Origin of the sequence: Bradyrhizobium sp. 132 (assembly GCF_023074185.1) — a bacterium.
Taxonomy (GTDB): domain Bacteria; phylum Pseudomonadota; class Alphaproteobacteria; order Rhizobiales; family Xanthobacteraceae; genus Bradyrhizobium.
The window spans coordinates 313,174-338,031 of sequence record NZ_JADPKY010000094.1; the positions used below are offsets into that span (position 1 = coordinate 313,174).

Sequence of the window (24,858 nt, forward strand, 5' to 3'; positions counted from 1 at the left end):
TCCAAGATGACTGAAGTGCTGTTCTATCATCTGCAAAACATGACGGTGGAGAACGTATTGCCACCGCTTCTCGAGAAATCGCTCGAGCGCGGCTGGCGCGTCGTGGTGCAGTCGAATTCGCCGGAGCGCGCCGATGCGCTCGACGCGCACTTGTGGACCTACCGCGACGACTCCTTCTTGCCGCACGCGACATGGCGGGTGGGCGACGCCGCCGATCAGCCGATCGTGCTGGCGATCGAGGAGGACAATCCGAACGGCGCCAATGTCCGCTTCCTCGTCGACAACGCCGCGCTGCCGCAGGACGCCCAGGGCTATGAGCGCATGGTGCTGCTGTTCAACGGCGACGATCCGGACGCGCTTGCATTTGCCCGCAGCGCCTGGACGGATTGCAAGGCGCGGGGATTTGATGTCACCTATTGGCAGGCCGACGAACGGGGCCGGTGGCAGAAGCGGAATTAGCGGTCGCGCGCAATTAATGATAATTTGCACTTTTCGGACGATGATGGCTTTGGTCACCTTCGTGCCGCAAAGTGATGTTGGGACAAACGCTTAGGGTCGATCCTTCACACGGGGAATTTAGTTTATCGTGCGACATCAAAAGCTTCCCAGCTCGCTCATAGTTGCGTTGGCTGCCGTAGCCCCGCTGGTCGCGGGCTGCTCTGGGACCGATGTGTTCTCCAGGGACGCCCAGTGGTTCAACACGCCCAGCCGCATGTTCATCCGGAACATCTCGATTGAGTCGCCGCCGCTGACCCCCGACAGGGCGGTTGGGGCCGAGGATCTGGTCAGTGCAGACGGAGGCTGTGCCGGCATGGCGCCGCAGCCCGGGCCGGCTGATGCCAATGCGTCCACGACGGCGCCGGCGCCCATGGGGGGCACCGTTGCGCTCGGCCACACCGAATGCGACGTGGTGCGCGGCATCGGCGCGCCCTCGAACGTCAACCTCTCCGCTGATGCCGCCGGCAGGCGCGTCGCGGTCGTGACGTGGACGACCGGTCCGCGCGCGGGCATCTACACCTTCACGGCCGGCCGCCTGTCCTCGATCGAGGGCACGCCGGAGGCGCCGGTTGTGCCGAAGGGTGCCAAGCCGAAGCCGAAGAAGAAATCGGCGGCGTAACACGGGTCGGCCTTCTGCCCTGAAGCTGGTTGCGGCTGTCGATGCGATCAGCCGCCCATGCTCGTTCCCATCGTCAAGCGGCTTTGCATCCCTTGATTGCGGTGGCCGAGGCGTGAACGGTGATCTCTCCGTTCGCGCTCGCCGGCAATCTGGCCTGTAGCCGGCGTTTGAGTTCCGCGCTCCCTGTCTCCGACAGCCTTCCCAATACGCCGGCCGGGCTGCTGACGACCATCGACAGCCAGTAGTCATCGAATTCGCAAACGTTCGCTCGACGACCAGTTCGCGAGTTTCGACATCGCGGATGCCGAGCTTCGCCCAAAGCGCCTTCAGTGCCTCGTGTCGCGATACATCCGCACTCGGTGGGCGCTGTGCAGGTTTGCCGAGAGCGTCCATCTCCTCCCATAAGGGCTGCGTGGGCGAGCCACTCCGCAAGATGTCCCAGGTGTAGGATGCGACCATGCCGCCGGGCTTGGTGACGCGGACCATTTCCGAGGCACCTTTGTGCGCGTCGGGGACGAAGAACAGCACCAGCGCCATCACCGCGACGTCGAAGCGGTTGACGTCGTAGGGAAGTGCCATCGCATCGCCAATCGAAAACTCGACCTGCTTTGCTGATAATTTCCGGCGTGCAGTCGCAATCTGTCCGTCGGACGGATCGATCGCGCAAACGGACGAAGGGGCGGACTTCGCAACAAGGAGCTCAGTGAACGCGCCGTTGCCGCAACCGACATCCACCCAGGTCAAACTGCGCGCTTGTCTCGAGCCGCGGTTCTTCCGCGCGCGTTTGAAAATCACGGGGTCGTTACGCGTGATCCGTGATCAGGCCATTCGTGATGAGAGAGCCTTCGCATCCGCTGTCGAAAACTGCCCCGAAGCAAATCTGGACGAAATCTCCAGAATAATCACGCGCGTCTCAAGCAATGGTTCAAGAATGTCATGTTCGCGGCTGTTACGTGGAGGGGTGGGGCTAGATCGACCGAAGGATCATTTTGAATGTCTACTACCTCTGTTTTTTCCCCGGTTACGGGCCAACTCACCATTTTCGGCGATAGCGCCAATAACGGCGTCGTGATCAGCCGCAATAACGCAGGCCGCATTCTCATCAATAACGGGTCTGTGACACCAATCGGTGGCGCCCCCACCGTCGCCAACACCAGCGAGATCGACATCTTCGGTCAAGGCGGCGACGACACGATCACCGTTAACGAATGCCATGGCCCGATGCCCGCGGTGCACATTTTCGGCGGTGACGGCAATGACAGGATCACGGGCGGCTCGGGGGCCGACCTTCTGTTTGGTCAGGCCGGCAACGATGTGATCAACGGCGGCGGCGGCAACGATCTGCTGTTCGGCGGCGCGGGTAACGACACGCTGGACGGCGGCAGCGGCGACAACCAGTTGTTTGGCGAGACCGGCGACGATCTCATGATCTGGAATCCCGGTGGCGGCACCAACCTGTTCGAGGGCGGTGAGGGCAATGATACGGCTAAGGTCAACGGAAGCAACGGCGACGAGACGTTCACGATCACGGCGAACGGCACGCGGGTGCGGTTCGACGGGACGGGCGCGGCGCCATTTTCGCTCGACATCGGCACGACGGAGAATCTCGTCCTGCACGCCGGCGGCGGCGACGATGTCATCACCGCGGGCAACGGGCTCGGCAGCCTGATTTCGCTGACGCTCGATGGCGGCGCCGGCAACGACAGGATTACCGGCGGCGACGGCAACGATCTCCTGATCGGCGGTAGCGGCGACGACATCGTCAATGGCGGACGCGGCAACGACGTCGCCGAGCTTGGATCGGGCGACGATACCTTCATCTGGAATCCCGGCGACGGCAGCGACACGGTCGAGGGCGGATCGGGCAACGACAAGCTGTTGTTCAACGGTGCCAATATCAACGAGACCATCAACATATCGGCCAATGGCGGTCGGGTGCGCTTCACCCGCGACGTTGCCAACATCACGATGGACCTCAACAGCATCGAGCAGATCGAATTCGATGCGCGCGGCGGCGCTGACAACATCCTTGTCGGCGATCTCACCGGCACCGGCGTCAAGCAGGTGGTGGTCGATCTCGGAGCCACGCCCGGAGGGACGCAAGGCGACGGTGCGGCTGATACGGTGACCATCAGCGGCACCGGCGGCAATCAGCACATCGAAGTCACAGCCACGGGCACAACGGTAACCGTCACGGGGATGCCGGAGGCCGTGACGATCGCAAATGCAGAGGCTGCCAACGACCGGCTGGTGATCCAGGCGCTCGGCGGCAACGATGTCATTGATGCATCCCTGCTCGCCGCGGCGATCGGGCTGACCATCGACGGCGGCGCGGGCAACGACACCATCACCGGCAGTCAGGGGGCCGACACCCTGATCGGTGGCGATGGCAACGACAAGATCACCGGCGGCCGCGGCAACGACGTCGCTCTTCTCGGCGCAGGCGACGACATCTTCACGTGGGACCCCGGCGACGGCAGCGACACCGTCTTCGGTGACGCGGGAACGGACACGCTGGTGTTCAACGGCTCGAATGTCGCCGAGAACATGTCGATCTCGGCAAATGGCGGCCATGCACTGCTCACCCGCGACGTCGCCGCCATCGTCATGGATCTCGACGGCATCGAGCGCGTGCAGATCGCGGCGGCCGGCGGCGCCGACAACATCACCGTCAACGACCTGACCGGGACCGGCATCGCGCAGGTCGCCATCGACCTCAGCGCTGGCCCCGGCAGCCAGAGCGGGGACGGTGCGGCCGACCGCGTGACCGTGAACGGCAGCGCCGGTGATGATCATATCACGGTTGCCACCAGCGGCGGATCGATCGTGGTCAATGGCGTCGCGGCGCAGGTGACGATCGCCCACGCGGATTCCGGTGACGTGTTCAGTGTCAATGGCGGAGGCGGCAACGACGTCATCAATGCCTCCGCGATCAAGGCGGGACAGCTGTTCAGCCTCAACATCAACGGCGGCGATGGCAACGACACCATCACCGGCAGCGCCGGCAATGATATCGTCAATGGCGGACGCGGCAACGACGTGGCCAGTCTTGGCGCGGGCGACGACACCTTCGTCTGGAATCCCGGCGACGGCAGCGACACCGTCGAAGGCGGCAACGGCACCGACACGCTGGCGTTCAACGGTGCCAACATCAACGAGAACATCAACATCTCGGCCAACGGCGGCCGGGTGCTGTTCACGCGCGACGTTGCCGCCATCGCGATGGACCTGAACGGCGTCGAACATGTCGACTTCAACGCCCTCGGCGGTGCCGACAACATCACCGTCAATGACCTCTCCGGGACGGGCGTGAGCGAGGTCAATCTCGACCTCGGCGCCAATGACGGCGCTGCCGATACGGTGACCATCAACGCGACCGGCGGCAACGATGTCATCACGGTGACTGAGCACGACGGCATCATCACGGTCTCGGGGCTTGGCCAGGACATCAACATCACCGATGCCGGCGCCGGCGACAGGATCGTCATCAACGGCCTCGATGGGGACGACGTCATCACGGCCTCCGGTTTGCACGGCGGCATCCAGCTCGTTGCCAACGGCGGCAATGGCGACGACATCCTGATCGGCAGCCCCGGCAACGACACCCTTACGGGCGGCGCGGGTGACGACGTGCTGATCGGTAGCGGGGGCTTCGACGTTCTCGATGGCGGCAGCGGAAACAACGTCGTCATTCAGGGCGGCGCGGCGATGGCGGCCACGATGCTGCTCAACCAGGCAATGGCGGCCAGCTTCGTCCCGGCAGGTGACGGCCACGGCGAGATGCCGTTGCCCGATCCGCACGCTGGCCAAAGCCAGACGCTCGCTCCGCCGCAGCACGCCTGACGTTAGCCGCTGCGGCCTGGAGAACGCTCATGACGACGAACGCTGGCGTGGCCGATACGGGGCTCGACGCGCTGCTGACGCTTCTGCATTTGAAGGGCGTTGCGGCCGATCGCGACCAGCTCAGGCACCGGACCGGAGCGGCAGTCTTCGGCGCAGCGGACATCGTCCGCTGCGCCAGGTCTCTCGGACTGAAAGCACGAACCTATCGAACGCAGTGGAGCCGTTTGCCGGACAGCCCGCTGCCTGCGATTGCGATGCTGCGTGACGGCAGCTTCATGGTCATCGCCAAAGCTTCCCCCGACAAGGTGCTGGTGCAGTCGCCGGGGGTGCAGCGGCCTGTATTGATGGAGCGCGAGGAGCTGTGCGCGAACTGGGACGGCGGGTTGATCCTGATGGCGCGGCGCGCCGGGCTATCCGACCTCGGGCGCCACTTCGACGTTACCTGGTTCATCGGCGCGATCGGCAAATACCGGCGACTGCTCTGCGAGGTGGTGGCTGCCTCGTTCTTCCTCCAGCTCTTTGCATTGGTCTCACCGCTGTTCTTCCAGGTCGTGATCGACAAGGTACTGGTTCACCGCTCGCTGTCCACGCTCGACGTTCTCGTCATTGGGCTCGTGGTCGTCTCCCTGTTCGACACCGTGCTCGGAATCCTGCGCAACTATCTGTTCTCGCATACGACCAACCGCATCGACGTCGAACTCGGCGCGCGCCTGTTCCACCATCTGCTGGCGCTGCCGATGGCCTGGTTTCAGGCCCGGCGCGTCGGCGATTCCGTGGCCCGTGTCCGCGAGCTCGAGAACATCCGCAATTTCATCACCAGCTCCTCGCTGACGCTTCTCATCGACCTGTTCTTCACCTCGGTGTTCCTGGCGGTGATGTTCGCCTATTCGCCGTTGATGAGCTGTATCGTGCTGGCATCGTTCCCGTTTTACATCGCGATTTCGGCGGTGGCGACGCCGCTGTTCCGCCGCAGGCTGGACGAGAAATTCCGCCGCGGCGCTGAGAACCAGGCGTTCCTGGTCGAGAGCGTCAGCGGCATCGAAACGCTGAAGGCAATGGCGGTCGAACCGCAGATGCAGCGCCGCTGGGAAGAGCAGCTCGCCGGCTATGTCTCCGCGAGTTTTGGCGTCACCAGCCTCGGCAACACGGCGAGCCAGCTGGTGCAATTCGTCAGCAAAATCGTCACTGCCGCCATCCTCTATGTCGGCGCGCGACTCGTGATCGGGGACGCATTAACGGTCGGCGAGCTCGTGGCCTTCAACATTTTCGCAGGGAGAGTTTCGGCCCCGGTGCTGCGGCTGGCCCAGGTCTGGCAGGATTTTCATCAGGCGCGGCTGTCGATCGCGCGGCTCGGCGATATCCTCAACAGCGCGGCGGAGCCGGCTCACTCCGCGGCACGCGCGGGGCTGCCGCCGCTCCGGGGTAATATCAGGTTCGAGCACGTGGGCTTTCGGTACAGGCTCGACGGGCCGGAAATCCTGCATGACGTCTCGTTCGATATTCCGGCAGGCCAAACCGTCGGCATCGTGGGATCATCGGGCTCGGGCAAGAGCACGTTTGCAAAACTGGTGCAGCGGCTCTATGTGCCGCAAGGCGGCCGCGTGCTGATCGACGGCATGGATCTGGTGATGACCGACCCGGCCTGGCTGCGGCGGCAGATCGGCGTGGTGCTCCAGGACAACATGCTGTTCAACCGCTCGGTGCGCGACAATATCGCGCTGGCCGATCCGACCCTGCCGATGGCGCGCATCATGGACGCTGCAAAGCTTGCGGGCGCGCATGATTTCATTCTGGAGCTTCCTGAGGGCTACGACACGGTGGTCGGCGAGCGCGGCTCGACGCTCTCCGGCGGACAGCGCCAGCGCATCGCGATCGCCCGCGCGCTGGTGACCGATCCGCGTATCCTGATCTTCGACGAGGCGACCAGCGCGCTCGACTATGAGAGCGAGCGGATCATCCACGACAACATGAAGGAGATCGCCAGCGGTCGCACGGTCCTGATCATCGCCCACCGCCTGTCCACCGTCCGCGGCGCCGACCGCATCTTCACGCTGGAGCGAGGCCGGCTGGTCGAGGACGGCACGCATGACGCCTTGATCAAGACCGGCGGCCGCTACGCGGCGCTGCATCGTCTTCAGGGAGGGATCTATGAGGTCGGCTAGGGCTGTGCCGGCTGCGCGGCCGCAGCAGACGGTGGTTCCTTTCCGGAAAGCGAAAGGGCAACGCGCCGAGGAAATCGCTTTCCTGCCGGCGGCGCTGGAGATCACCGAAACACCGCCGTCGCCGACCGGCCGCGCCATCGTCATGGCCCTGATGCTGCTTGTCTGTGCGGCGCTCGCATGGTCGGCATGGGGCACGATCGACATTGTCGCTTCCGCAACCGGGAAGGTCGTTTCGAGCGGGCGAAGCAAGGTGGTGCAACCGTTCGAGACCGGCGTGGTACGGGCCATCCACGTGCAGGATGGGCAGGCGGTCAAATCAGGCGATTTGCTGATCGAGCTTGATCCGACCGTCAACGCCGCGGAGCGCGATCGTCTTCATGACGATCTCATGGCTGAACGGCTCAATATCGCGCGCCTTCGTGCCGCGCTGACAGCTGGCGAGGAGGCTTCTGCCGATCTGACCCCGCCCGCGGACGCCGATCCGATGCTGATCGCGACGCAGCGGCAGATTCTCGCCAATCAGGTCAGCGAGAACAGGGCCAAGCTCGCGGCGCTTGCGCGCCAGGAGGCGCAGAAGGACGCCGAGCATCAGACGATCGCGGCCACGATTCATAAGCTCGACGCGCTGCTCCCGGTCACGCAGCAACGTGTCGAGATCCGCAAGACGCTGATGGAGAAGGAGATCGGCTCGAAGCTGACCTACTACGAGACCCTTCAGCTCCAGATCGAGCAGCAGGAGGAGCTTCGCGTCCAAAGCAGCCGCTTGAAGGAGGCCGAGTCCGCCGTTGCCGCGATCCGGGAGACCCGTAACCAGGCCGTAGCCGAGTACAGGAAGAACCTGTCCGACGAACTCGCCAAGAGCGAGCAGAAAGCCAACGGCGTCGCGCGCGATCTGATCAAGGCGCAGCAGAGGACGAGGCTTCAGCAACTGACGTCGCCGGTCGACGGCGTCGTGCAGCAGCTTGCGATCCACACCGTCGGCGGCGTGGTCACGCCCGCGCAATCGCTGCTCGTGATCGTGCCATCAGATACGCGGCTCGAGATCGAGGCGATGATCTCCAACCGCGATATAGGCTTTGTCGAGGCCGGGCAGGGCGCCGCCGTCAAGATCGACACCTTCAACTTCACCCGCTACGGCTTGTTGGAAGGCCGGGTGCTGAGCGTCTCGCATGATGCCATCATTCACGACCGTCCGCCGGAGCGCGGAAGCGACCGTGCGTTCGGGACGCCGCGCGACAGCAGTGAGCCCAACGGGCAGGAGCTGAGCTACAGCGCACGCATCTCGCTGGATCGCACGCAGATGCAGGTGGACGACCGCCTCGTCAGCCTGGCGCCGGGCATGGCGGTGACGGTGGAGATCAGAACCGGCTCGCGCACCATCCTGAGCTATTTGTTGTCGCCGCTGCAGCGCTACCGGCACGACATCATGCGGGAGCGGTAGTTCCGACCCCGCTGCCGACGACCGCTGGGCGCCCATGATCACGGCAACCGGCCAGTTTGCCGACTGAGCCATTTCCTGCAAGCGCGGGTAGGCGAAGACGTTACCCCGCCGCCTCGTCAAACTGCGTGCTCGCCTCCAGCCACTGCTCCTCGGCGCGCGCCAGCGCGCCGGCGGCGTTGGCGCGTGCTTTTGACAGTTGCGCGGCCTGCTTGGGATCGCGGGTGAAGATGTCGGGGAGGGCGAGCGCCGTGTCGATCTTGGTGATGATCTCGCTGACGCGGGCGATCTCGGACTCGGCTTCCGCGATGCGCTTCTTCAGCGGGCCGCGGTTGTCCGACCTCGGACGCTGCGGCTTCTCGCTTGCCGCGCTGCGCTCGCGCGGGGCGGGCTCGCCGTTGCGCGCGGACAGCACCAGGCGGCGGTATTCGTCGAGGTCGCCGTCGTAGTTGGTCACGGTGCGGTCGGCGACGATCCAGAGCCGGTCGGCGCAGGCCTCGATCAGATAGCGATCGTGCGAGACCATGATGACGGCGCCGGGGAATTCGTTGATGGCTTCGGCGAGCGCGGCGCGGCTGTCGATGTCGAGATGGTTGGTCGGCTCATCCAGAATGATCATGTTGGGGCCGAAGAAGGTCGCGAGTCCCAGCAGAAGCCGCGCCTTCTCGCCGCCCGACAGTTTTCCAACCTTGGTGTCGGCCGCCTTGCCGGAAAAACCGATCGCGCCGGCGCGGGCGCGCACCTTGGCCTCGGGCGCTTCGCCGCCCATCAGCTTGCGGACGTGGTCATAGGCGGAGCCGTCCTCGTTCAATTCGTCGAGCTGGTGCTGCGCGAAATAGGCGATCGATAGCTTGTCCGCTCGCGTCACCTTGCCCGAGAATGGCGCGAGGCGGCCGGCGAGCAGTTTGACCAGTGTCGATTTGCCGTTGCCGTTGGAGCCGAGCAGCGCAATGCGGTCGTCATTGTCGATCCGCAAGGTGACGCGGCCCAGCACCGGCGTTGCCGGATCGTAGCCGACCGCGGCGTTGTCGACGGCGATGATCGGCGGCGACAGGATTTTCTCGGGCGCCGGAAAGCTGATCTCGCGCACATCCTGGGTGACCAGCGCCGTGATCGGCTTCAGCCGCTCCAGCATTTTGACGCGTGATTGGGCCTGCCGGGCTTTCGAGGCCTTGGCCTTGAAGCGATCGACGAAGGCTTGCAGGCGCGCGCGTTCGGCTTCCTGGCGCTTGACCTGTTTGGCATCGAGCATCTCGCGCATGGCGCGCTGCTCCTCGAAGGAGGAGTAGGTGCCTTTGTAAAGCGTGAGCTTGCTGCGCTCCAGATGCAGGATCTGGTCGACCGAGCTTTCGAGGAGATCGCGGTCATGGCTGATCACGATCACTGTGCGCGGATAATGCGCGAGGTGATCCTCCAGCCACAGCGTGCCTTCGAGGTCGAGATAGTTGGTGGGCTCGTCGAGCAGCAACAGGTCGGGAGCCGCGAACAGCGTTGCGGCGAGCGCAACGCGCATGCGCCAGCCGCCGGAGAATTCGGCGCAGGGGCGGAGCTGGTCGGTGGCCGAGAAGCCCAGGCCGGAGAGGATCGCGGCCGCGCGTGACGGGGCGGAATGCGCGTCGATGTCGACCAACCGGGTCTGGATCTCGGCGATCCGGTGCGGATCGGTCGCGCTCTCGGCCTCGGCAAGCAAAGCGTCGCGTTCGAGGTCGGCCTTGAGCACCACGGAGATCAGGCTTTCGGGGCCGTTCGGGGCTTCCTGCGCGAGGCTGCCGACGCGCCAGCGGGGCGGCAATGTGACCGTGCCGTGCTCGGCCGCGAGCTCGCCGCGGATCACCTTGAACAGGGTCGATTTGCCGGTGCCGTTGCGACCGACCATGCCGACGCGGGATCCGGGCGTGATCTGCACGGAACTCTGGTCAATCAGAAGGCGTCCGGCGAGGCGGATGGAGAGGTCGGTGATAGCAAGCATGCGGCCTTGTCACCGCAGCCGGGATCAAACGCAACCCGTTTTTCCGTGAGGTTGAAGTCAGTGCGAATCGCGCTCGCGCTGCTTCAGCTCGTTGAGGAGCTGCTCGAGGTGCGTCGGGAGCCTAGCTTCGGGGCGCAGGCTCTGCCGGAGCCGTTCGCCCACGGCATCGGAGATCGAGCGGCTGGTGCGCCGATCGATTTGTTCGCCGTCATTGGCAGAAAGGCCGGACATCGCAGGGTTCCGTGTTTTCAAAGAAGCGACACGGTATCAAGTCCTTGGCCCCCAAATGGTTTCGCCACTCGCGGAGATTGCCCGTCATTCTAGCAAAAATTGTATGAGAGCGCGCGATACCCCAACCCGAATACAAAGCCCCGGCGCAGGGGAACGCCGGGGCTTCGCTTGAAAGGTACCTGGGGGCTTAGGTACCCTTTTGGGAAGGTGCTGTCGGGCTCAGTAGCAGCGGTTGGTCAGGCGCCAGCGGGGGCCCCAGGGAGTCGGGACCAGCCGCCGCACATAGCAGCCGCCGCCATAACCGTAGGAGACGGGGCCGCCGGCATAGAAGCGCGGTCCACCCCAGCCGTGATGCCAGCCACCACCGCCGCCGTGGCCCCAGCCGCCGCCATGCCAGTGAGCGGACGCGGAGGTCGGCGCCAGCGCGGCACCCAGCGCGACCGCGGCAACAGCGGCAAGCGAAAGTTTCCTCAACATGGTGATCTCCTCAAAACTGCCGGCGCGGGGCTATCGCGTCGATGGAAAGGCCGCCGAAACGGTCTGCCTGATCATCAGGTTTCGGTTTCGATAGACCTGACGTTACGCCGGCGAAGCTGAACCGAATCCTGACGGGGGCTTCAGATTGGGTTCATCTGGGTGAAATTGTTGTAAGCCATGCTGAAATCGGCCGTTCGCTCCTGCGGCGAAGCGCCTGTGAGACATTCGGGCGGTCGCTTGCCGTCCGGCGAAGGCGCCGATATAAGCCCGGCAACTCCGAACCACCGCATTCTTCCCCAAGGACAAGATTATGGCCATCGAACGCACTTTCTCGATCATCAAGCCCGACGCCACCGCGCGTAACCTGACCGGTGCGGTTAACGCCGTGATCGAGAAGGCGGGCCTGCGCATCGTCGCGCAGAAGCGCATCCGCATGACCAAGGAACAGGCCGAGACGTTCTATGCGGTCCACAAGGCGCGGCCGTTCTTCGGTGAGCTCGTGGAATTCATGACCTCGGGCCCGGTGGTGGTCCAAGTGCTGGAAGGCGAGGGCGCCGTCGCCAAGTACCGCGATGCGATGGGTGCGACCGATCCGTCCAAGGCGGCCGACGGCACCATCCGCAAGCTCTACGCAAAGTCGATCGGCGAGAACTCTGCGCACGGTTCGGACGCGCCGGAGACCGCCGCGATCGAGATCGCGCAGTTCTTCTCGGGCAACGAGATCGTCGGCTGATCCGTCAGCCGATAAGTTAAAGAGACACGGCGAAAGGACGTAGTGTGAACTGGCTCTGGCAGATCTTCGATCCCGCTACGATCGGGGCATTCTTCACCCAGTTTCGCAACGAGATGGCCGAACCGACCTTCTGGGTTGCGGTCGGCAAGATCATCTGGATCAATATCCTTTTGTCCGGCGACAATGCGCTGGTGATCGCGCTCGCCTGCCGCGGCCTCAAGCCGCGGCATCGGCTCTGGGGCATGATCTTCGGTGCTGGCGCAGCGGTGCTGCTGCGGATTATCTTCACGGGCATCGTCGCGAGCCTGATGGAGCTGCCGTACCTCAAGCTCGTCGGCGGTCTCGCGCTGATCGTGATTGCAGCCAAACTGCTGGTGCCGGAACAAGAGGACGAGGACGGCGTCGAGTCGGCCTCGCATCTGTGGCAGGCCGTGCAGATCGTCGTCGTCGCCGACATCGTCATGAGTCTGGACAACGTCATTGCGGTGGCCGCCGCCGCCAATGGCAGCGTGCCCTTGCTGGTGCTCGGTCTTGCCATCAGCGTGCCGCTGATCGTCGCCGGTGCGGCGCTGATCATGGCGCTGCTTACAAAGCTGCCGGTTTTGGTGTGGGCCGGCGCGGCGCTGCTCGGCTGGATCGCGGGCGAAGTGATTGCCACCGATCCCGCCATTGCGCCGCGGCTGCACACGCTGTTCGACGGTCCGTTCGGCGCCTCGCTGGACAACTTGCTCGGCGCGTTGCGCATCCCGCCGCAGTTCGCCCATGGTGGCGGGGGCGGCGAATATTTTTGCGCGATCCTCGGCGTCGTCGTTGTGCTGGTCGTCGGCACCATCTGGCGCCGACGCAGCCTCAGCGCGACCGCGCTGGAGTCCTCCGAGCGCCACGCCAAGGCTTCGGCGGAGTAGCCAAGGCATCGGCTGAGTAAAAGGCTTCGGCGGAGTAAAAGGCTTCGGCTGAGTAATTCTCTAGCGCCGGACGATCGAGCCGGCGCGGTTGATCAGCCGGGCGAGCGCACGGAAGCGGCTGCCGACGCGGTCCGCGACGAGATCCCCGAGGCGATGCTCGAACACCAGCAACAGCTTGCGGCCCACGCTGCGGAAATGCGTCGCGGGCAAGACGCCCGGACGCGCCGCCGAGATCAGATGCGCGACGCGGAAGGCCGCGCCCAGCAGGCGGGCGCGTTCAAGCTGCGCCGGCGTCAGCAGCTCCTGCATGGCGACGGGCGGCTGGTTCTCTTCACTGAGGCCCGCGTAGCGATAGAACACGGATAGGCCGACGAACGCGCGTTCGGTGTGGGTGATCGCGCCGAAATTGCCGTTGACGACGAGGCTCAGCGTCTGCTCGCCGCGATGATCGGGATGCACGCGCCAGCCGATGTCGGACAGCAGGCACGCGGCGTGGCGCAGGCGGCGGTCCTCCTCGGTCTCGTGCAGCTTCACCACGCGTGCGAGGCGGTCGGTCCAGGCAATCAGCTCGCGGGCGTGCTTCGCCGAACGCGACAGCAGCTGGTTCAGCTCCTCCGCCGCGCAAATCAGCCCGTCCTTGTTGCGCTCGGTTTCCGACAGCTTCTCGTGCAGCAGGCCCTCGCGCACGCCGAAGGTCGAGAACACGATCGTCTTCGGCTTCGCCACGCGGATGATGTGCTCGAGCACCAGCGCTGCATAGGTCAGGAGAGGGCGACGCGCATCCGCGACGATCTCGATGTCGGCGAGCATGTCGACAGCCGCAAGACGACGCAGACGACGCGAGAAGTCGAGCGCCTCGGCAGCCGAAATCGAATAGCCGTGCATCACCTGGAGCGGATAGCCGCTCTGGATGATGTGGATGCGCGCGAGCGCGCGCCAGGTGCCGCCGACCGCGTAGAAGCTCCGGCCGCTACCTGCCTTGAGTTGCGGCACCCCGTCGAGCGCCTCGCGGACGATGCGGTCGGCGCGTTTGAGAGATTTATGCGCGAGATCCTGCAGCGCGAGGCCGCCGAGCGGCAGCGTCACGCCGCTGCGCACGCTGTTCTTGCGCACGTCGATCAGTTCGAGCGAACCGCCGCCGAGATCGCCGACGATGCCGTCGGGGTGATGGATGCCGGAGATCACGCCCAGCGCCGACAACCGCGCCTCGCGCGGGCCCGACAGGATCTCGATCTTCACGGCGCAGATGCGCTCGGCTTTGGCGATGAAGTCGGGGCCGTTGGAGGCATCGCGGCAGGCGGCGGTCGCAATCGCAAACACCCGTCCGACCTGCATCACCCGGCACAGCGCACGGAAGCGCTTGAGCGAGGTCAGCGCCTTTTCGACGGCGTCGGGTGCGAGCAGGCCCGTGCTCTGCACCTCGCGCCCGAGGCCGCACAGCGTCTTCTCGTTGAAGATCGGAATGAGGCTCCGCGCCAGTCCCTCGTACACGACGAGGCGGACCGAGTTGGAGCCGATATCGATGACCGCGACGCTCGAGCCGCGCTTGCGCGGCCGCTTCACGTCAGAGATCCGGGATCAGGATTGATGACGTTCATTACGGCGCGTGAGGCGGCGCGGCGAGGATTCCTTGAGCGACTTACCACGGCCAGACAGACTCGGATTTGTCATGAAGTAGTTGTGAGCGTTGAAAGGCTCCTCGCCCTTCGCGGTCTTCATACGCGTTGAGGACCCGTCCGGCAACAACTGCCAGCTCTGCTCGTTGTCCTTGAGATTCGCGACCATGATCTGTTCGAGAACCTGCTGATGCACCGTGGGATTTTGCAGCGGACACAGCACCTCGACGCGGCGGTCGAGGTTGCGCGGCATCATGTCGGCCGAGGAGATATACACAGCCGCTTTCGCGCTCGGCAGGCCCTGGCCCATGCCGAAGCAGTAGATTCGGCCGTGTTCCAGGAAGCGTCCGATGATCGACTTGACGCGGATGTTCTCCGACAGGCCGGGGATGCCGGGCCGCAGGCAACAGATGCCGCGCACCACGAGCTCGACCTGCACGCCCGCCTGTGAGGCCTCGTAGAGTGCGTCGATGATGTCGGGGTCGACCAGCGCGTTCATCTTCATCCAGACCGCACCGGGCCGGCCGTGCCGCGTGTGCGCGGTCTCGCCCTGGATGTGCTCGATGATGCGTTTGCGCAAGGTCAGCGGCGACACCGCCATCTTTTCCAGATCGCTCGGCGCCGCATAGCCGGTGATGAAGTTGAACACGCGCGCAGCGTCGCGGCCGATGGTCGGCTCCGAGGTGAAGTAGGAGAGGTCGGTGTAGATGCGCGCGGTCACCGGGTGGTAATTGCCGGTGCCGGTGTGGACGTAGGTTGTCAGGCTGCCGCCCTCGCGGCGCACCACCATCGACAGCTTCGCGTGCGTCTTCAGTTCGAGGAAGCCATAGACGACCTGGACGCCGGCGCGTTCGAGATCGCGCGCCCAGCGGATGTTGGCCTCTTCGTCGAAGCGCGCCTTCAGCTCGATCAGCGCGGTGACGGATTTGCCGGCTTCGGCGGCTTCCACGAGCGCGCGCACGATCGGCGAGTTGCTGGAGGTGCGATAGAGCGTCTGCTTGATGGCGACGACGTCGGGGTCGCGCGTCGCCTGCTGGAGAAACTGCACCACCACGTCGAAGGATTCGTAGGGGTGATGGACGACGAGGTCCTTCTGCCGGATCGCGGCGAAGATGTCGCCGCCGTGCTCGCGCACGCGCTCGGGATGGCGCGGGACGTAAGGGGTGAATTCGAGATCTGGCCGGTCGAGGCGGGTGAGCTGCGAGAGCTCGTTCATGGCCAGTACGCCGTCGACCAGCAACACCTCGTCGTCGGCGGCCGACAGCGCATGCTGCACGAAGCTGCGCAGTTGCTCCGGCATCTTGGCGTCGATCTCGAGCCGGATCACCGACCCGCGGCGGCGGCGCTTCAGCGCGGTCTCGAACAGGCGGACGAGATCCTCGGCCTCTTCCTCGATCTCGAGCTCGGAGTCGCGGATGATGCGGAAAGCGCCCTGGCCTTGAAGATTGTAGCCGGGGAACAGGCGATTGATGAACAGCGCGGTGGCCTGCTCCAGCGAGATCAGCCGGACGACCTTGCCGTCAACCGGCAGGCGGATGAAGCGGTCGATCTTGCCGGGCATGCGGATCAGCGCGTTCATCTGCTTGCCGTCGGCGGCGCGCGTGAGCTGGAGCGCGATGGTGAAGCCGAGGCTCGGAATGAACGGGAAGGGGTGGGCCGGGTCGATCGCGAGCGGCGTCAGCAGCGGAAACACGTTGCTGAGGAAGTAGTCCTCGACCCAGGTTCGCTCCGCCTTGGTGACCTCCTTGCCCTCGACCAGAACGATGCCCTCGTTGGCCAGCGTGCCGCGCAGGTCGCGCCAGATCGCCTGCTGGTCGGAGGCCAGTTGCGAGACGGTCCGGTTGATAAGCGCGAGCTGCTCGGACGGCGTCAGGCCGTCGGGGCTGCGTTCGGCAATGCCCTCGCGCACCTGGGCCTTGATGCCGGCGACGCGGACCATGAAGAACTCGTCGAGATTATTCGCTGAAATCGACAGGAATCGCACCCGCTCCAGCATGGGGTGGCTGGCATTGACCGATTCCTCCAGGACGCGGCGGTTGAAATGCAGCCAGGAGAGCTCGCGATTGATGAATCGCTCGGGGCTCGATGCGATCGCCGGATGGCCCTCTGCTTCCGGAGCTTTTTCTTTAACTTCAACAGCTTGCGCAGAGTCCATCAGAAATCGATCCATCCAGTTCGCCCAAATTTGCGACTTATGCGCAAAACCGTCGGGAGCATGTGTTAGAGCGATGACGTTTCGATGACATTGATGTTCCGCTGCCGGGCCGCGTCAAGCCGCCTTGGTCAGACATCCCGCAGGAGCTCGGCGGCCAGGGCCCGGGTGACGGGACGGCCGAGGCGCAGGGCCTCGCTGTCCAGCAGCTCCACGGCCTGCCGGGCGGCGGCCGAGGACCGCTCCAGGCGGGTGGCGAGGTAGCTGACCACGCTCTCGTCCACGGCGAGCTGGCGGTCGGCGCAGAACTTGACGATCAGGCCGCGGAAGAGCTGATCGTCAGGCGGCAGCAGCGCGATGACAGGCACGGCGCGCAGCCGCGAACGCAGGTCGGGCAGCTCGATCTCGAGCGATGCCGGCATCTGGCGCCCGGCGAAGAGGACGTAGGCCTCGTCCTCGCGGGCCAGGTTCATCAGATGGAACAAGGCGCGCTCGTCAAATTCCCTGGCCTTGGGATCCTCGACCACCAGCGCGCCGGTGACGAGCGCACCCGGGACGGCTTCGGCGGTCAGCGCATTGGCGGTGGTCGAACGGGCGCCCGAAGCTTCGGCCCAGATCGCGGCGAGATGGCTCTTGCCGCTCCCTTCCGGGCCGGCCAGCCACATGATCCGGTTCGGCCATTCCGGCCAGGCGTCGATGAGGGCTACACCGGCGGCGTTAGCGGGGCCTTCGAGGAAATTGTCCCGGCTCAGGCTCTCCGCATGCGGAAGCGAAAACGCCAATTGTCGGGGATGAACGCGGCCTGGCACGCTTGCTTTGCTCCGTGCCGGCGTGCCGGCTTCGTTTGAGGAGATGCGACTAATCGAGCGGGAGTTGGCCTTTTGCGGGGCCGCATCCCAACTCATTGGCCTCGATAGTGCTAGTTGATAAGTGCTACTTGGCCTCGATCGTACTCATGTGCCGCAGCCACTCGACAAGATAGAGCGACACCGAGGAGAGCGTGAAGACCGTGACGAGGCCCATCAGGATTATATCATAAGGACCGGCTTTGAAGCCGAAGGCGAGGGCGGCCAGCACCAGCGCCGCGAATGCCACCTGGGCCACGGTGTTGAGCTTGGATACCCTCGAGGGCTTCATCTCGACAGGGCGGTCGAACAGCCACGAAACGATCACGGCGGCGACGATCATGATGTCGCGCGAGACCACCAGGATGACGATCCAGCGCGGAATCGCGCCCCAGATGCCCAAGGCCATGTAGATCGAGACCAGCAGCGCCTTGTCGGCGAGCGGGTCGAGCAAGGCGCCGAGCTCGCTCGTCATGTTGAAGCGCTTGGCAAGGAAGCCGTCGACCGCGTCGCTGATACCCGCGATCAGGAAGACGGCGAACGCCACCTCCATTTGGCTCGACACGATGGCCCAGACGATGATCGGGACCAGCATGATGCGGCCCAGGGTAATGATATTCGGAATACTCACGAAAGCGCTTCCCGGCACCCGGTCTGACCTCGAATCCGGCCCTTAGAGGCTGAACCGGTTGATATCTCTACATAGTATACGAAGGCGCGCCATGCGAGCCATTGCGCGTCCCCGGAATTCGACGTAACCAGCCGCAAACCCACTGGAAATCGGGCATGACCGACCGCAAAAACGGCCTCACTTACGCCGATTCAGGCGTCGATATCGACGCGGGCAACCGCCTGGTCGACCTGATCAAGCCGATGGTGCGCGCCACCGCGCGGCCCGGCGCCGACGCCGAAATCGGCGGATTCGGCGGCCTGTTCGACCTCAAGGCGGCCGGCTTCAAGGACCCCATCCTGGTGGCCGCGACCGACGGCGTCGGCACCAAGGTCAAGATCGCGATCGAGACCGGCCTGCATGGCGGGATTGGCATCGACCTCGTCGCCATGAGCGTCAACGACCTTGTGGTGCAGGGCGCCGAGCCGCTGTTCTTCCTGGATTATTTTGCCTGCGGCAAGCTCGATCCGGAGGCGACCGCCTCGATCGTCGCCGGTGTCGCCGAAGGCTGCCGCGAATCCGGCTGCGCCCTGATCGGCGGCGAGACGGCCGAGATGCCCGGCCTCTACAAGGACGGCGATTACGATCTCGGCGGCTTTGCCGTCGGCGCCGCGGAGCGTGGCACGCTGTTGCCGCGCAAGGACATCGCCGCCGGCGATGCCGTGATCGGGCTCGCCTCGTCGGGCGTGCACTCCAACGGTTTCTCGCTGGTGCGCAAGATCGTGGAACAATCCGGCCTCGGCTTCGAGGCGCAGGCGCCGTTCTCGCCCGTCATGACGCTCGGCGGCGCATTGCTGACGCCGACGCGGCTCTACGTCAAATCCTGCCTCCGCGCGATCCGCGAGACCGGTGCGGTGAAGGGGCTTGCCCATATCACCGGCGGCGGCTTCACCGACAACATTCCGCGCGTGCTGCCGAACCATCTCGGCGCCGGGATCGATCTGGCGCGTCTGCCAGTGCTGCCGGTGTTCAAATGGCTGGCCGCGCAGGCCGGTATCGCCGAGCTCGAAATGCTGCGGACCTTCAATTGCGGGATCGGCATGATCGCGATCGTCGAGCCGGACAAGGTGAACGAGGTCATGCAGGTCTTCGCTGAGGCCGGTGAGACCGTGGCACAGCTCGGCACCGTGATCCCGGCCGAAGGCGAGCACCGCGTCGTCTATAACGGCCACCTCGACCTGGCGCTGTGATGAAGCGCCGCGTCGCCATCCTGATATCGGGGCGCGGCTCCAACATGGCCGCGCTGATCAAGGGCGCGGCCGCACCGGATTTTCCGGCGGAGATTTCCCTGGTCATCTCGAACAAGGCCGATGCACTGGGGCTGGAAACGGCCAAAGCGCGCGGCGTGAAGACGCTGGTGATCGAAAGCAAGCCGTTCGGCAAGGACCGCGCCGGCTTCGAGACGGTGCTGCAGGCAGCGCTCGATCAGCACGGCATCGAGCTGATCTGTCTCGGCGGCTTCATGCGCCTGTTCACGGCCGAATTCACCAAGGCCTGGTACGGGCGGATGCTCAACATCCATCCCTCGCTGCTGCCGTCTTTCCCCGGTCTCGACCCGCACGGCCAGGCCTTGCGCGCCGGCGTCAAGCTGTCTGGTGCGACGGTGCACTTCGTGATCCCCGAGACCGACGCCGGCCCCATCGTGATGCAGGGCGCGGTGCCTGTGAGCGACCACGATACCGGAGCCACGCTGTCGGAGCGCATCCTCGAGATCGAGCACCGCATCTATCCTGAGGCGCTGCGGCTGCTCGCGGCCGGCAAGATCCGGATCGAGGGCGACGTCTGCAAGACGGCGGGCGGCGGGCCGTCGGAGAATTTTTTGATTGCGCCGGTGGCGAATTGAAGCGCTGTCGCGTTTCGTCGTCATAAATAAAAACCCCCGGCGGAGCCGGGGGCAACGTCATGATCTCTCGCGCAAAATCGAGAGAAATCAGGAAACCTTGAGGTTCTCCGCGGATGCTTTGCCGCGGTTCTCCACGAGGTCGTATTCAACCGCTTGGTTTTCGTTGAGGGTGGAAAGTCCCGCACGCTCGACGGCGGAGATATGGACGAACACGTCCTTGTCGCTGCCGTTCGGCTTGATGAACCCATAGCCCTTGGTCGGGTTGAACCATTTGACGGTGCCCTTTTGCGGCATCCTCAGTCTCCTCCGCTAGATACAAAAAAGACGCGGCCGCTTTTTTCGCGTGCCACGCCACAAACGGGCTTCCGGAAGTCTGTTCGAGTCTTGAATCTCAATGTCGCGAAACGCACAGCCGAGCGCCAATTCCGATTGTGTCCGATATTGCAACATGAAAATCGCGCGTTAGCAAGCCGTGCGCGAATTTCAAGCCAGGGCCGGGCGAACAGGATTGCAATTTGCGACCTGTGGCCGTGGAACCACAATCCCGGGCAATAGCCTCGGCCATAGCGTGCCAACCCGTTGACCCTCCGTGACAGTTCGGAACAAATCGCCGCACGCGCCGCAGCTTGTGTTGCATTCCAGCGCGCCGCCACTCGCTTCGGGAAGGTCGTCATGTGCTGCACCTCGCAGCTCTCCGGGACACGGCAGACGATCGGGCTGGACCGCGTCCGCCGGATTGCGACGGCGATCGCCATGGCCTTTACATTCGTCGTGATGGTATCGGCCGCGACGCCCGGCTTCGCGCAAAGTCCGACGCCCACGCCGACCCCAACGCCGTTGCCGTCACCGGTTCCGATGCCGACCTCGACCAATTACGACCAGTCGGCCGGCAACAGCGCGCTCGATCTCGGCTCGAATTTCCTGGAACGGCTCGGCAACCAGGCATCTGGCGGCGTCAACCGGGCATTTCGGACCAATCCGGGCGGCGGCGGCGCGTCGACGGCCACGGAGGATCCGCGCTACCGCACCTGGTTCGAGGGCTACGGCATCTCGGTTCGGACCGATGCGCAGGGCGATTTCGTCGGCGACAAGCGCAAGACGGTTGGCGGGGTCGCAGGCTTTGGCGCGCGGCTCGCGCCGGGTGTCAATATCGGCTTCTCCGTCGACCAGAGCCACACCGACGTCGACGTGCCGCTTGCGCTTCAGTCAGCGACGCTGGACCTGACGCAGCTCGGCTTCAACGGCTCCGTCGACAAGGGCCCATGGACCTGGGCCTTCGCGGTGGTGCACGGTTTCGGGAAGGTCCGTTCCAGCCGGGATACCGGCCTGGGCTTTGCGATCGCGGGTTATCGCGCCGCAATCGACGGCGCGCTGACCGAGATCAGCTACTACTGGACCCAGGACCAGATGCGCATCGTGCCCAAGGGGGCGCTGGAATATGTCCGCGCCACCAGCGCCGCGTTCCAGGAGGCCGGCGGCCTCGATCCCCTCAATGTCGGCTCGACGGCGCTCTCACGCGCGCGCGTCATGATCGGGGCGGAGATCGGGCGCTACTTCATCTTCGACCAGAAGATCCTGGACCTGTCCGCCTACGGCAAGTTCGTCGACAATTTTTATCAGAACCTGGGATCGGTGCAGGTGAGCCTCGGGACCCAGAGCATTATCGTGCCCGGCATCGGCGAGAGCCGCTACGGCATGGATGCCGGCGCCTCGGCCTCGCTCAGCCTGACCAACACTGCGCGGCTCTACGTCAATTACGACGGCAAGTTCCGCAACGAGCTGACGTCGCACCAGGGCACGCTCGGCTTCGAATATCGGTGGTGAGGCAAAGCCTGCCTGTGTCCGCCCAGAGCGATCCGGAAGAGTGCGGAGCGGTTGTTTGAAAAGGTCATGCCCAAGCTTCAGGTCGGCGTTGCCGCGATATATCCCGTCAATCCAAAGCCCTCGCGCGCGGCCGTCATCATCGGCACCAGCGCGTTCGGGTGGATGAACTCGTCGCGGAAACAGGGATGCATCTTGGGATCGAAGATTTTCTTCAGCCAGTCGACCACGATCTTGTGGCGCTCGGAGGTGCGGAACTCCTTGTGGTAAGTGAGCCAGAGGTCAGCGTGGTGGCTGACGCCGAGATCGACGGGAACGAGCGGGGCGCCGAGCGCGATCGAGACCGTCGGCAGGAACCCGATGCCGGCGCCGCGCTCCACTGCATAGAGCACGCCGACCGACGAGTTGGTCTTGATCCCGACGATGCCCTCGAGCGACTTCAGTCCGAGCACGCGGGCGTAGGCGCCGTCATCGACCTGCGGCGCGTTCTGCTTGATGATGCGGTGGTTCTTCAGCTCGGCCAGGCCCGCCGGGACGCCGTAGAGGTTTTCGTACTCCTTGGAGACGAACGGATAGATGTGCAGACGGCCGAGCTTGGCGACGATCAGATCCGGATTGGTCGGCGGCTCGAGCTGGATCGCGATATCGGATTCGAGCCGCGCGACGTCGGCCTGCTCCATCGCGCAGCGCAGGTCGACGGTGATCTTGCGATAGGTCTTCTGGAAGTCGATCAGTCGCGGCAGGATCCAGAAATTGCCGGGGCCTTCCGTCACCGCGACGCGCACGGTGCCTGACATGTCGTTCGACGATCGCGAGGCACGCCGGAGGACGTTGAAAGCATGACGCTCCATCAGTGCCACGTCGGCGATCATGGCGCTGCCTTCGTCGCTGAGCGTGAGCCCGCTCTGGTCGCGCAGGAACAGCTTGCAGTCGATGCTCTCTTCGAGTCGGTCGATCCTGCGCATCAGGGTGGTGGAGGTGAGCCCGAGCTCCTCAGCGGCGTTGCGGAAGCTTTTATATTTTGCGCAAGCTAAAAATAATTTCAAATCGTCCCAGGACGCATCCAGGGCTTCTTCACGGTGCTGCATCATAGCAGCACCCCGGTGCAATAACTGCTGCATACTCCTGATCCCCAGCCGCTAAGCTCTTCGCGATAGCGGGGCACGAAAGCCGCGGACGATAAAGGGGTGACATGGGTATGGAAAGGGGCTCGTTTGCCGCAAGGCATGATTTCGACGCGCTGCCGCTCAGTCCGGATGTCGACGTCCGTTGCGCCCAATTTTCCGAAATTGCCGCGCTTTCGCAGATGGCGCACCGGCTGGTGCCGGGCGTTCGGATCGGGACGGCTGAGCTTGCAAGATACTTCACCTTCGATCCCGAGAGCATCCTGACTTTCAGCCGGAAGGGCAACCTCGTCGGCGGCATGGCCTTCCTGTTTCTCAACGAACGCGGCCACGATGCGCTGCTGCTCGACGAGATCTGTCTCACCGCGCCGGAAACGCGCCATCTCGCTTCTGCGAAGGAGGACGTTTCTGCCATCTACATCTGGGCGATCGCGGCGACAGGGCGCGGCGTCGCCGGTCTCGGCAAGGCCGCGGCTCATCTAAGACAGCTAAGGTTTCGTAACGCGGATTGCTATGCGCAGCCGTCAACCGTGGCCGGACGCGACATCATGAAGGCGACCGGCTTCGAGCCTGTTCCGAGCTTCCAACCCGACCTCTGGTGCTACGAGCGCCCCTGGCATCGACAACCCATGCGCATGCCCGGCGCGGTCATCCAAGCAAGGAGTTTTGCAGATGCACGGTACTAGGATTCCTCTCGCGAAGCCCGACTCCCGCGCCATCACCATTCGCCTCGCACGCGATCTCAGCGATCTCATGCTGGTCACCTCGATCCGCTCAGCCGTCTATCTCGCCGAGCAGGATTGCCCGTTCGATGAGGAGTTCGACGGCAACGACATGGTCGCCGCGCATTTCATCGGCCATGTCGGCAACGAGCCTGCCGGCTGTCTGCGGGTGCGGTTCTTCGGCGATTTCGCCAAGGTGGAACGGCTTGCGGTGCGGCATCAATATCGGCGCTCGCGCGTCTCGTTCAAACTGGTGCAGGCGAGCGTCGACTATGTGAAGCGCAAGGGCTTTCGCAAGATCTACGGCCAGGCGCAGGACCGCCTGGTCGATTTCTGGGCCCATTTCGGCGCCAAGCCGCTCGGCCACAATCGCAAGGTCACCTTCTCCGACTTCTCCTACACGGAGATGCTGCTGGAGATCGAACCGGGTCCGGACGCGATTACGCTGGACAGCGATCCCTATGTGATCATCCGTCCCGAGGGCGATTGGGACCGGCCGGGCGTGCTCGACGCCTCGGCCGGACGAGCCGTGACGTCGCCGCTGCGGGACGTCGCGCTCGCTGGCCGTTGAAACCAGTGCAGCTGCGCGCAAGATCATGCTGGCTTCCATCACCGACGATCCGCCAATCCTGGTCTGCGCGGATCTCCAGGTCGAATATCTGACCCCTGGACGTCGCCACGTCATCCTCGACGGCGAGGTTGCGACGGCGCGCTGCCTGGAACTGCTGACGCTGTGGCGCGGCAATCTCTGGCCGGTGATGCATTTGAAGCGCATCGCTCAGGCAGCCTGGTTCAATCCGGCATCCAGGCTGACCGATTGGATCGTGGACGCGAAGCCGCGGCCGGGAGAAATGACGTTCGAGCACCCGCTGCCGTCGGCCTACAGTTCGTCGCGGTTCGTGGACTACATGTCCAATATCCGCAATGTGCGTTGCGTGCTCGCAGGCTTTTCCCTAGACGAAACTATCCTGGCCACCGCTGTCGACGGGTTTCACCGCAGCCATCGCTACCAGGTGGCCGCCGATGCGGTGGCCTGCCGCCAGCCGGGAACTGGCGACGCCGCCGCCTACAAGCATGCGGTAGTGAATGTGATCGGGAATTTTGCTACAATCCAGTCCAGCGCCGAACTGATCAGAGCCAGCGGCGCCGTTGCGGTGTAGGCGGCCGCGATCGGCGGATGGAGTGGGACA

At 64.5% G+C, this 24,858-nt stretch carries 23 protein-coding genes and 1 pseudogene; 14 read left to right on the forward strand and 10 right to left on the reverse strand.

Annotated elements, in window-relative coordinates; translation table 11 throughout:
- Positions 1 to 6: 6 nt before the first annotated feature.
- The 3 genes from IVA74_RS17500 to IVA74_RS40975 all read left to right on the forward strand — a co-directional run bounded on the left by IVA74_RS17500 (position 7) and on the right by IVA74_RS40975 (position 1,362).
- The gene (locus IVA74_RS17500) at positions 7 to 459 is read left to right on the forward strand and encodes a DNA polymerase III subunit chi (protein ID WP_247346350.1); all 453 of its coding nucleotides are present in this window, start codon (positions 7 to 9) and stop codon (positions 457 to 459) included.
- A 166-nt stretch (positions 460 to 625) separates the two neighbouring features.
- Positions 626 to 1,117: a hypothetical protein gene (locus IVA74_RS17505; protein ID WP_247346352.1), complete on the forward strand. Its 492-nt coding sequence runs from the start codon at positions 626 to 628 to the stop codon at positions 1,115 to 1,117.
- Between the two features lie 119 nt (positions 1,118 to 1,236).
- Complete coding sequence (locus tag IVA74_RS40975) at positions 1,237 to 1,362, forward strand: hypothetical protein (protein WP_256467596.1); 126 nt, start codon at positions 1,237 to 1,239, stop codon at positions 1,360 to 1,362.
- Positions 1,363 to 1,609: 247 nt separating this feature from the next.
- Here the strand turns inward: IVA74_RS40975 and IVA74_RS41175 are convergent.
- A pseudogene (locus IVA74_RS41175) lies at positions 1,610 to 1,912 on the reverse strand (class I SAM-dependent methyltransferase); the annotation flags it as partial.
- Positions 1,913 to 2,110: 198 nt separating this feature from the next.
- Here IVA74_RS41175 and IVA74_RS17515 point away from each other — a divergent pair.
- The 3 genes from IVA74_RS17515 to IVA74_RS17525 are packed head-to-tail and all read left to right on the forward strand — an operon-like array spanning position 2,111 to position 8,563.
- A complete protein-coding gene (locus IVA74_RS17515) occupies positions 2,111 to 4,960 on the forward strand; it encodes a calcium-binding protein (RefSeq protein ID WP_247346354.1) in 2,850 nt (949 codons plus the stop codon).
- Between the two features lie 29 nt (positions 4,961 to 4,989).
- Complete coding sequence (locus IVA74_RS17520) at positions 4,990 to 7,122, forward strand: type I secretion system permease/ATPase (protein WP_247346357.1); 2,133 nt, start codon at positions 4,990 to 4,992, stop codon at positions 7,120 to 7,122.
- Entirely contained in the window at positions 7,109 to 8,563 is a 1,455-nt protein-coding gene (locus IVA74_RS17525) for an HlyD family type I secretion periplasmic adaptor subunit (protein ID WP_247346359.1), read from the forward strand. The genes IVA74_RS17520 and IVA74_RS17525 overlap by 14 nt, the downstream gene beginning before the upstream one ends.
- Positions 8,564 to 8,663: 100 nt before the next feature.
- Here IVA74_RS17525 and IVA74_RS17530 read toward each other — a convergent pair whose 3' ends face one another.
- The 3 genes from IVA74_RS17530 to IVA74_RS17540 form a co-directional block, all read right to left on the reverse strand.
- Entirely contained in the window at positions 8,664 to 10,529 is a 1,866-nt protein-coding gene (locus tag IVA74_RS17530) for an ABC-F family ATP-binding cassette domain-containing protein (protein ID WP_247346361.1), read from the reverse strand.
- Between the two features lie 57 nt (positions 10,530 to 10,586).
- Positions 10,587 to 10,760, reverse strand: a complete 174-nt coding sequence (locus IVA74_RS17535; protein ID WP_247346363.1) for a hypothetical protein — start codon at positions 10,758 to 10,760, stop codon at positions 10,587 to 10,589.
- Positions 10,761 to 10,979: 219 nt separating this feature from the next.
- Positions 10,980 to 11,237: a sulfur globule protein precursor gene (locus IVA74_RS17540; protein ID WP_247346365.1), complete on the reverse strand. Its 258-nt coding sequence runs from the start codon at positions 11,235 to 11,237 to the stop codon at positions 10,980 to 10,982.
- Between the two features lie 310 nt (positions 11,238 to 11,547).
- On the opposite strand from IVA74_RS17540, the gene ndk reads away from it, so the two are divergent.
- A complete protein-coding gene (gene ndk / locus IVA74_RS17545) occupies positions 11,548 to 11,970 on the forward strand; it encodes a nucleoside-diphosphate kinase (RefSeq protein ID WP_106943663.1) in 423 nt (140 codons plus the stop codon).
- Positions 11,971 to 12,014: 44 nt separating this feature from the next.
- Positions 12,015 to 12,875, forward strand: a complete 861-nt coding sequence (locus IVA74_RS17550; protein WP_247346367.1) for a TerC family protein — start codon at positions 12,015 to 12,017, stop codon at positions 12,873 to 12,875.
- A gap of 60 nt (positions 12,876 to 12,935) precedes the next feature.
- Here IVA74_RS17550 and ppx read toward each other — a convergent pair whose 3' ends face one another.
- The 4 genes from ppx to IVA74_RS17570 all read right to left on the reverse strand — a co-directional run bounded on the left by ppx (position 12,936) and on the right by IVA74_RS17570 (position 18,119).
- On the reverse strand, positions 12,936 to 14,438 hold the full coding sequence (ppx, locus tag IVA74_RS17555; RefSeq protein WP_247346370.1) for an exopolyphosphatase: 1,503 nt from the start codon (positions 14,436 to 14,438) through the stop codon (positions 12,936 to 12,938).
- A gap of 15 nt (positions 14,439 to 14,453) precedes the next feature.
- Positions 14,454 to 16,646 carry an RNA degradosome polyphosphate kinase gene (locus tag IVA74_RS17560; RefSeq protein ID WP_247346786.1) on the reverse strand — a complete coding sequence of 731 codons (2,193 nt, stop codon included), beginning with the start codon at positions 16,644 to 16,646 and terminating at the stop codon, positions 14,454 to 14,456.
- A gap of 128 nt (positions 16,647 to 16,774) precedes the next feature.
- On the reverse strand, positions 16,775 to 17,452 hold the full coding sequence (locus tag IVA74_RS17565) for a DnaA/Hda family protein (protein ID WP_247346372.1): 678 nt from the start codon (positions 17,450 to 17,452) through the stop codon (positions 16,775 to 16,777).
- Between the two features lie 124 nt (positions 17,453 to 17,576).
- Positions 17,577 to 18,119: a CDP-alcohol phosphatidyltransferase family protein gene (locus tag IVA74_RS17570; RefSeq protein WP_247346374.1), complete on the reverse strand. Its 543-nt coding sequence runs from the start codon at positions 18,117 to 18,119 to the stop codon at positions 17,577 to 17,579.
- 155 nt (positions 18,120 to 18,274) lie between these two features.
- On the opposite strand from IVA74_RS17570, the gene purM reads away from it, so the two are divergent.
- On the forward strand, positions 18,275 to 19,348 hold the full coding sequence (gene purM, locus IVA74_RS17575; RefSeq protein ID WP_247346376.1) for a phosphoribosylformylglycinamidine cyclo-ligase: 1,074 nt from the start codon (positions 18,275 to 18,277) through the stop codon (positions 19,346 to 19,348).
- Positions 19,348 to 20,001, forward strand: a complete 654-nt coding sequence (purN, locus tag IVA74_RS17580; protein ID WP_247346379.1) for a phosphoribosylglycinamide formyltransferase — start codon at positions 19,348 to 19,350, stop codon at positions 19,999 to 20,001. The genes purM and purN overlap by 1 nt, the downstream gene beginning before the upstream one ends.
- Before the next feature lie 87 nt (positions 20,002 to 20,088).
- On the opposite strand, the gene IVA74_RS17585 is transcribed toward purN, so the two are convergent.
- Positions 20,089 to 20,295 carry a cold-shock protein gene (locus IVA74_RS17585; protein ID WP_148752975.1) on the reverse strand — a complete coding sequence of 69 codons (207 nt, stop codon included), beginning with the start codon at positions 20,293 to 20,295 and terminating at the stop codon, positions 20,089 to 20,091.
- Between the two features lie 378 nt (positions 20,296 to 20,673).
- Here IVA74_RS17585 and IVA74_RS17590 point away from each other — a divergent pair, with 378 nt between their 5' ends.
- On the forward strand, positions 20,674 to 21,825 hold the full coding sequence (locus IVA74_RS17590; RefSeq protein WP_247346382.1) for an autotransporter outer membrane beta-barrel domain-containing protein: 1,152 nt from the start codon (positions 20,674 to 20,676) through the stop codon (positions 21,823 to 21,825).
- Between the two features lie 77 nt (positions 21,826 to 21,902).
- Here the strand turns inward: IVA74_RS17590 and IVA74_RS17595 are convergent, their stop codons facing one another.
- Positions 21,903 to 22,943 carry a LysR family transcriptional regulator gene (locus IVA74_RS17595; RefSeq protein ID WP_247346384.1) on the reverse strand — a complete coding sequence of 347 codons (1,041 nt, stop codon included), beginning with the start codon at positions 22,941 to 22,943 and terminating at the stop codon, positions 21,903 to 21,905.
- A gap of 71 nt (positions 22,944 to 23,014) precedes the next feature.
- On the opposite strand from IVA74_RS17595, the gene IVA74_RS17600 reads away from it, so the two are divergent.
- From IVA74_RS17600 to IVA74_RS17610, 3 genes are read left to right on the forward strand one after another with little or no spacing between them, the layout of a single operon-like run.
- Entirely contained in the window at positions 23,015 to 23,632 is a 618-nt protein-coding gene (locus IVA74_RS17600; protein ID WP_247346386.1) for a hypothetical protein, read from the forward strand.
- Positions 23,619 to 24,239: a GNAT family N-acetyltransferase gene (locus tag IVA74_RS17605; RefSeq protein WP_247346388.1), complete on the forward strand. Its 621-nt coding sequence runs from the start codon at positions 23,619 to 23,621 to the stop codon at positions 24,237 to 24,239. The genes IVA74_RS17600 and IVA74_RS17605 overlap by 14 nt, the downstream gene beginning before the upstream one ends.
- A 25-nt stretch (positions 24,240 to 24,264) precedes the next feature.
- Entirely contained in the window at positions 24,265 to 24,828 is a 564-nt protein-coding gene (locus IVA74_RS17610) for an isochorismatase family protein (RefSeq protein ID WP_247346391.1), read from the forward strand.
- Positions 24,829 to 24,858: the final 30 nt, after the last annotated feature.

Excerpts from the sequence above, each read along its gene's own strand:
- IVA74_RS17500 (WP_247346350.1), top strand. The coding sequence starts at position 7 with ATGACTGAAGTGCTGTTCTATCATCTGCAAAACATGACGGTGGAGAAC.
- IVA74_RS17515 (WP_247346354.1), top strand. The coding sequence starts at position 2,111 with ATGTCTACTACCTCTGTTTTTTCCCCGGTTACGGGCCAACTCACCATT.
- IVA74_RS17520 (WP_247346357.1), top strand. The coding sequence starts at position 4,990 with ATGACGACGAACGCTGGCGTGGCCGATACGGGGCTCGACGCGCTGCTG.
- IVA74_RS17525 (WP_247346359.1), top strand. The coding sequence starts at position 7,109 with ATGAGGTCGGCTAGGGCTGTGCCGGCTGCGCGGCCGCAGCAGACGGTG.
- IVA74_RS17530 (WP_247346361.1), bottom strand. The coding sequence starts at position 10,529 with ATGCTTGCTATCACCGACCTCTCCATCCGCCTCGCCGGACGCCTTCTG.
- IVA74_RS17535 (WP_247346363.1), bottom strand. The coding sequence starts at position 10,760 with ATGTCCGGCCTTTCTGCCAATGACGGCGAACAAATCGATCGGCGCACC.
- IVA74_RS17540 (WP_247346365.1), bottom strand. The coding sequence starts at position 11,237 with ATGTTGAGGAAACTTTCGCTTGCCGCTGTTGCCGCGGTCGCGCTGGGT.
- ndk (WP_106943663.1), top strand. The coding sequence starts at position 11,548 with ATGGCCATCGAACGCACTTTCTCGATCATCAAGCCCGACGCCACCGCG.
- IVA74_RS17560 (WP_247346786.1), bottom strand. The coding sequence starts at position 16,646 with ATGGACTCTGCGCAAGCTGTTGAAGTTAAAGAAAAAGCTCCGGAAGCA.
- purM (WP_247346376.1), top strand. The coding sequence starts at position 18,275 with ATGACCGACCGCAAAAACGGCCTCACTTACGCCGATTCAGGCGTCGAT.
- purN (WP_247346379.1), top strand. The coding sequence starts at position 19,348 with ATGAAGCGCCGCGTCGCCATCCTGATATCGGGGCGCGGCTCCAACATG.
- IVA74_RS17585 (WP_148752975.1), bottom strand. The coding sequence starts at position 20,295 with ATGCCGCAAAAGGGCACCGTCAAATGGTTCAACCCGACCAAGGGCTAT.
- IVA74_RS17590 (WP_247346382.1), top strand. The coding sequence starts at position 20,674 with ATGTGCTGCACCTCGCAGCTCTCCGGGACACGGCAGACGATCGGGCTG.
- IVA74_RS17595 (WP_247346384.1), bottom strand. The coding sequence starts at position 22,943 with ATGCAGCAGTTATTGCACCGGGGTGCTGCTATGATGCAGCACCGTGAA.
- IVA74_RS17600 (WP_247346386.1), top strand. The coding sequence starts at position 23,015 with ATGGGTATGGAAAGGGGCTCGTTTGCCGCAAGGCATGATTTCGACGCG.
- IVA74_RS17605 (WP_247346388.1), top strand. The coding sequence starts at position 23,619 with ATGCACGGTACTAGGATTCCTCTCGCGAAGCCCGACTCCCGCGCCATC.
- IVA74_RS17610 (WP_247346391.1), top strand. The coding sequence starts at position 24,265 with ATGCTGGCTTCCATCACCGACGATCCGCCAATCCTGGTCTGCGCGGAT.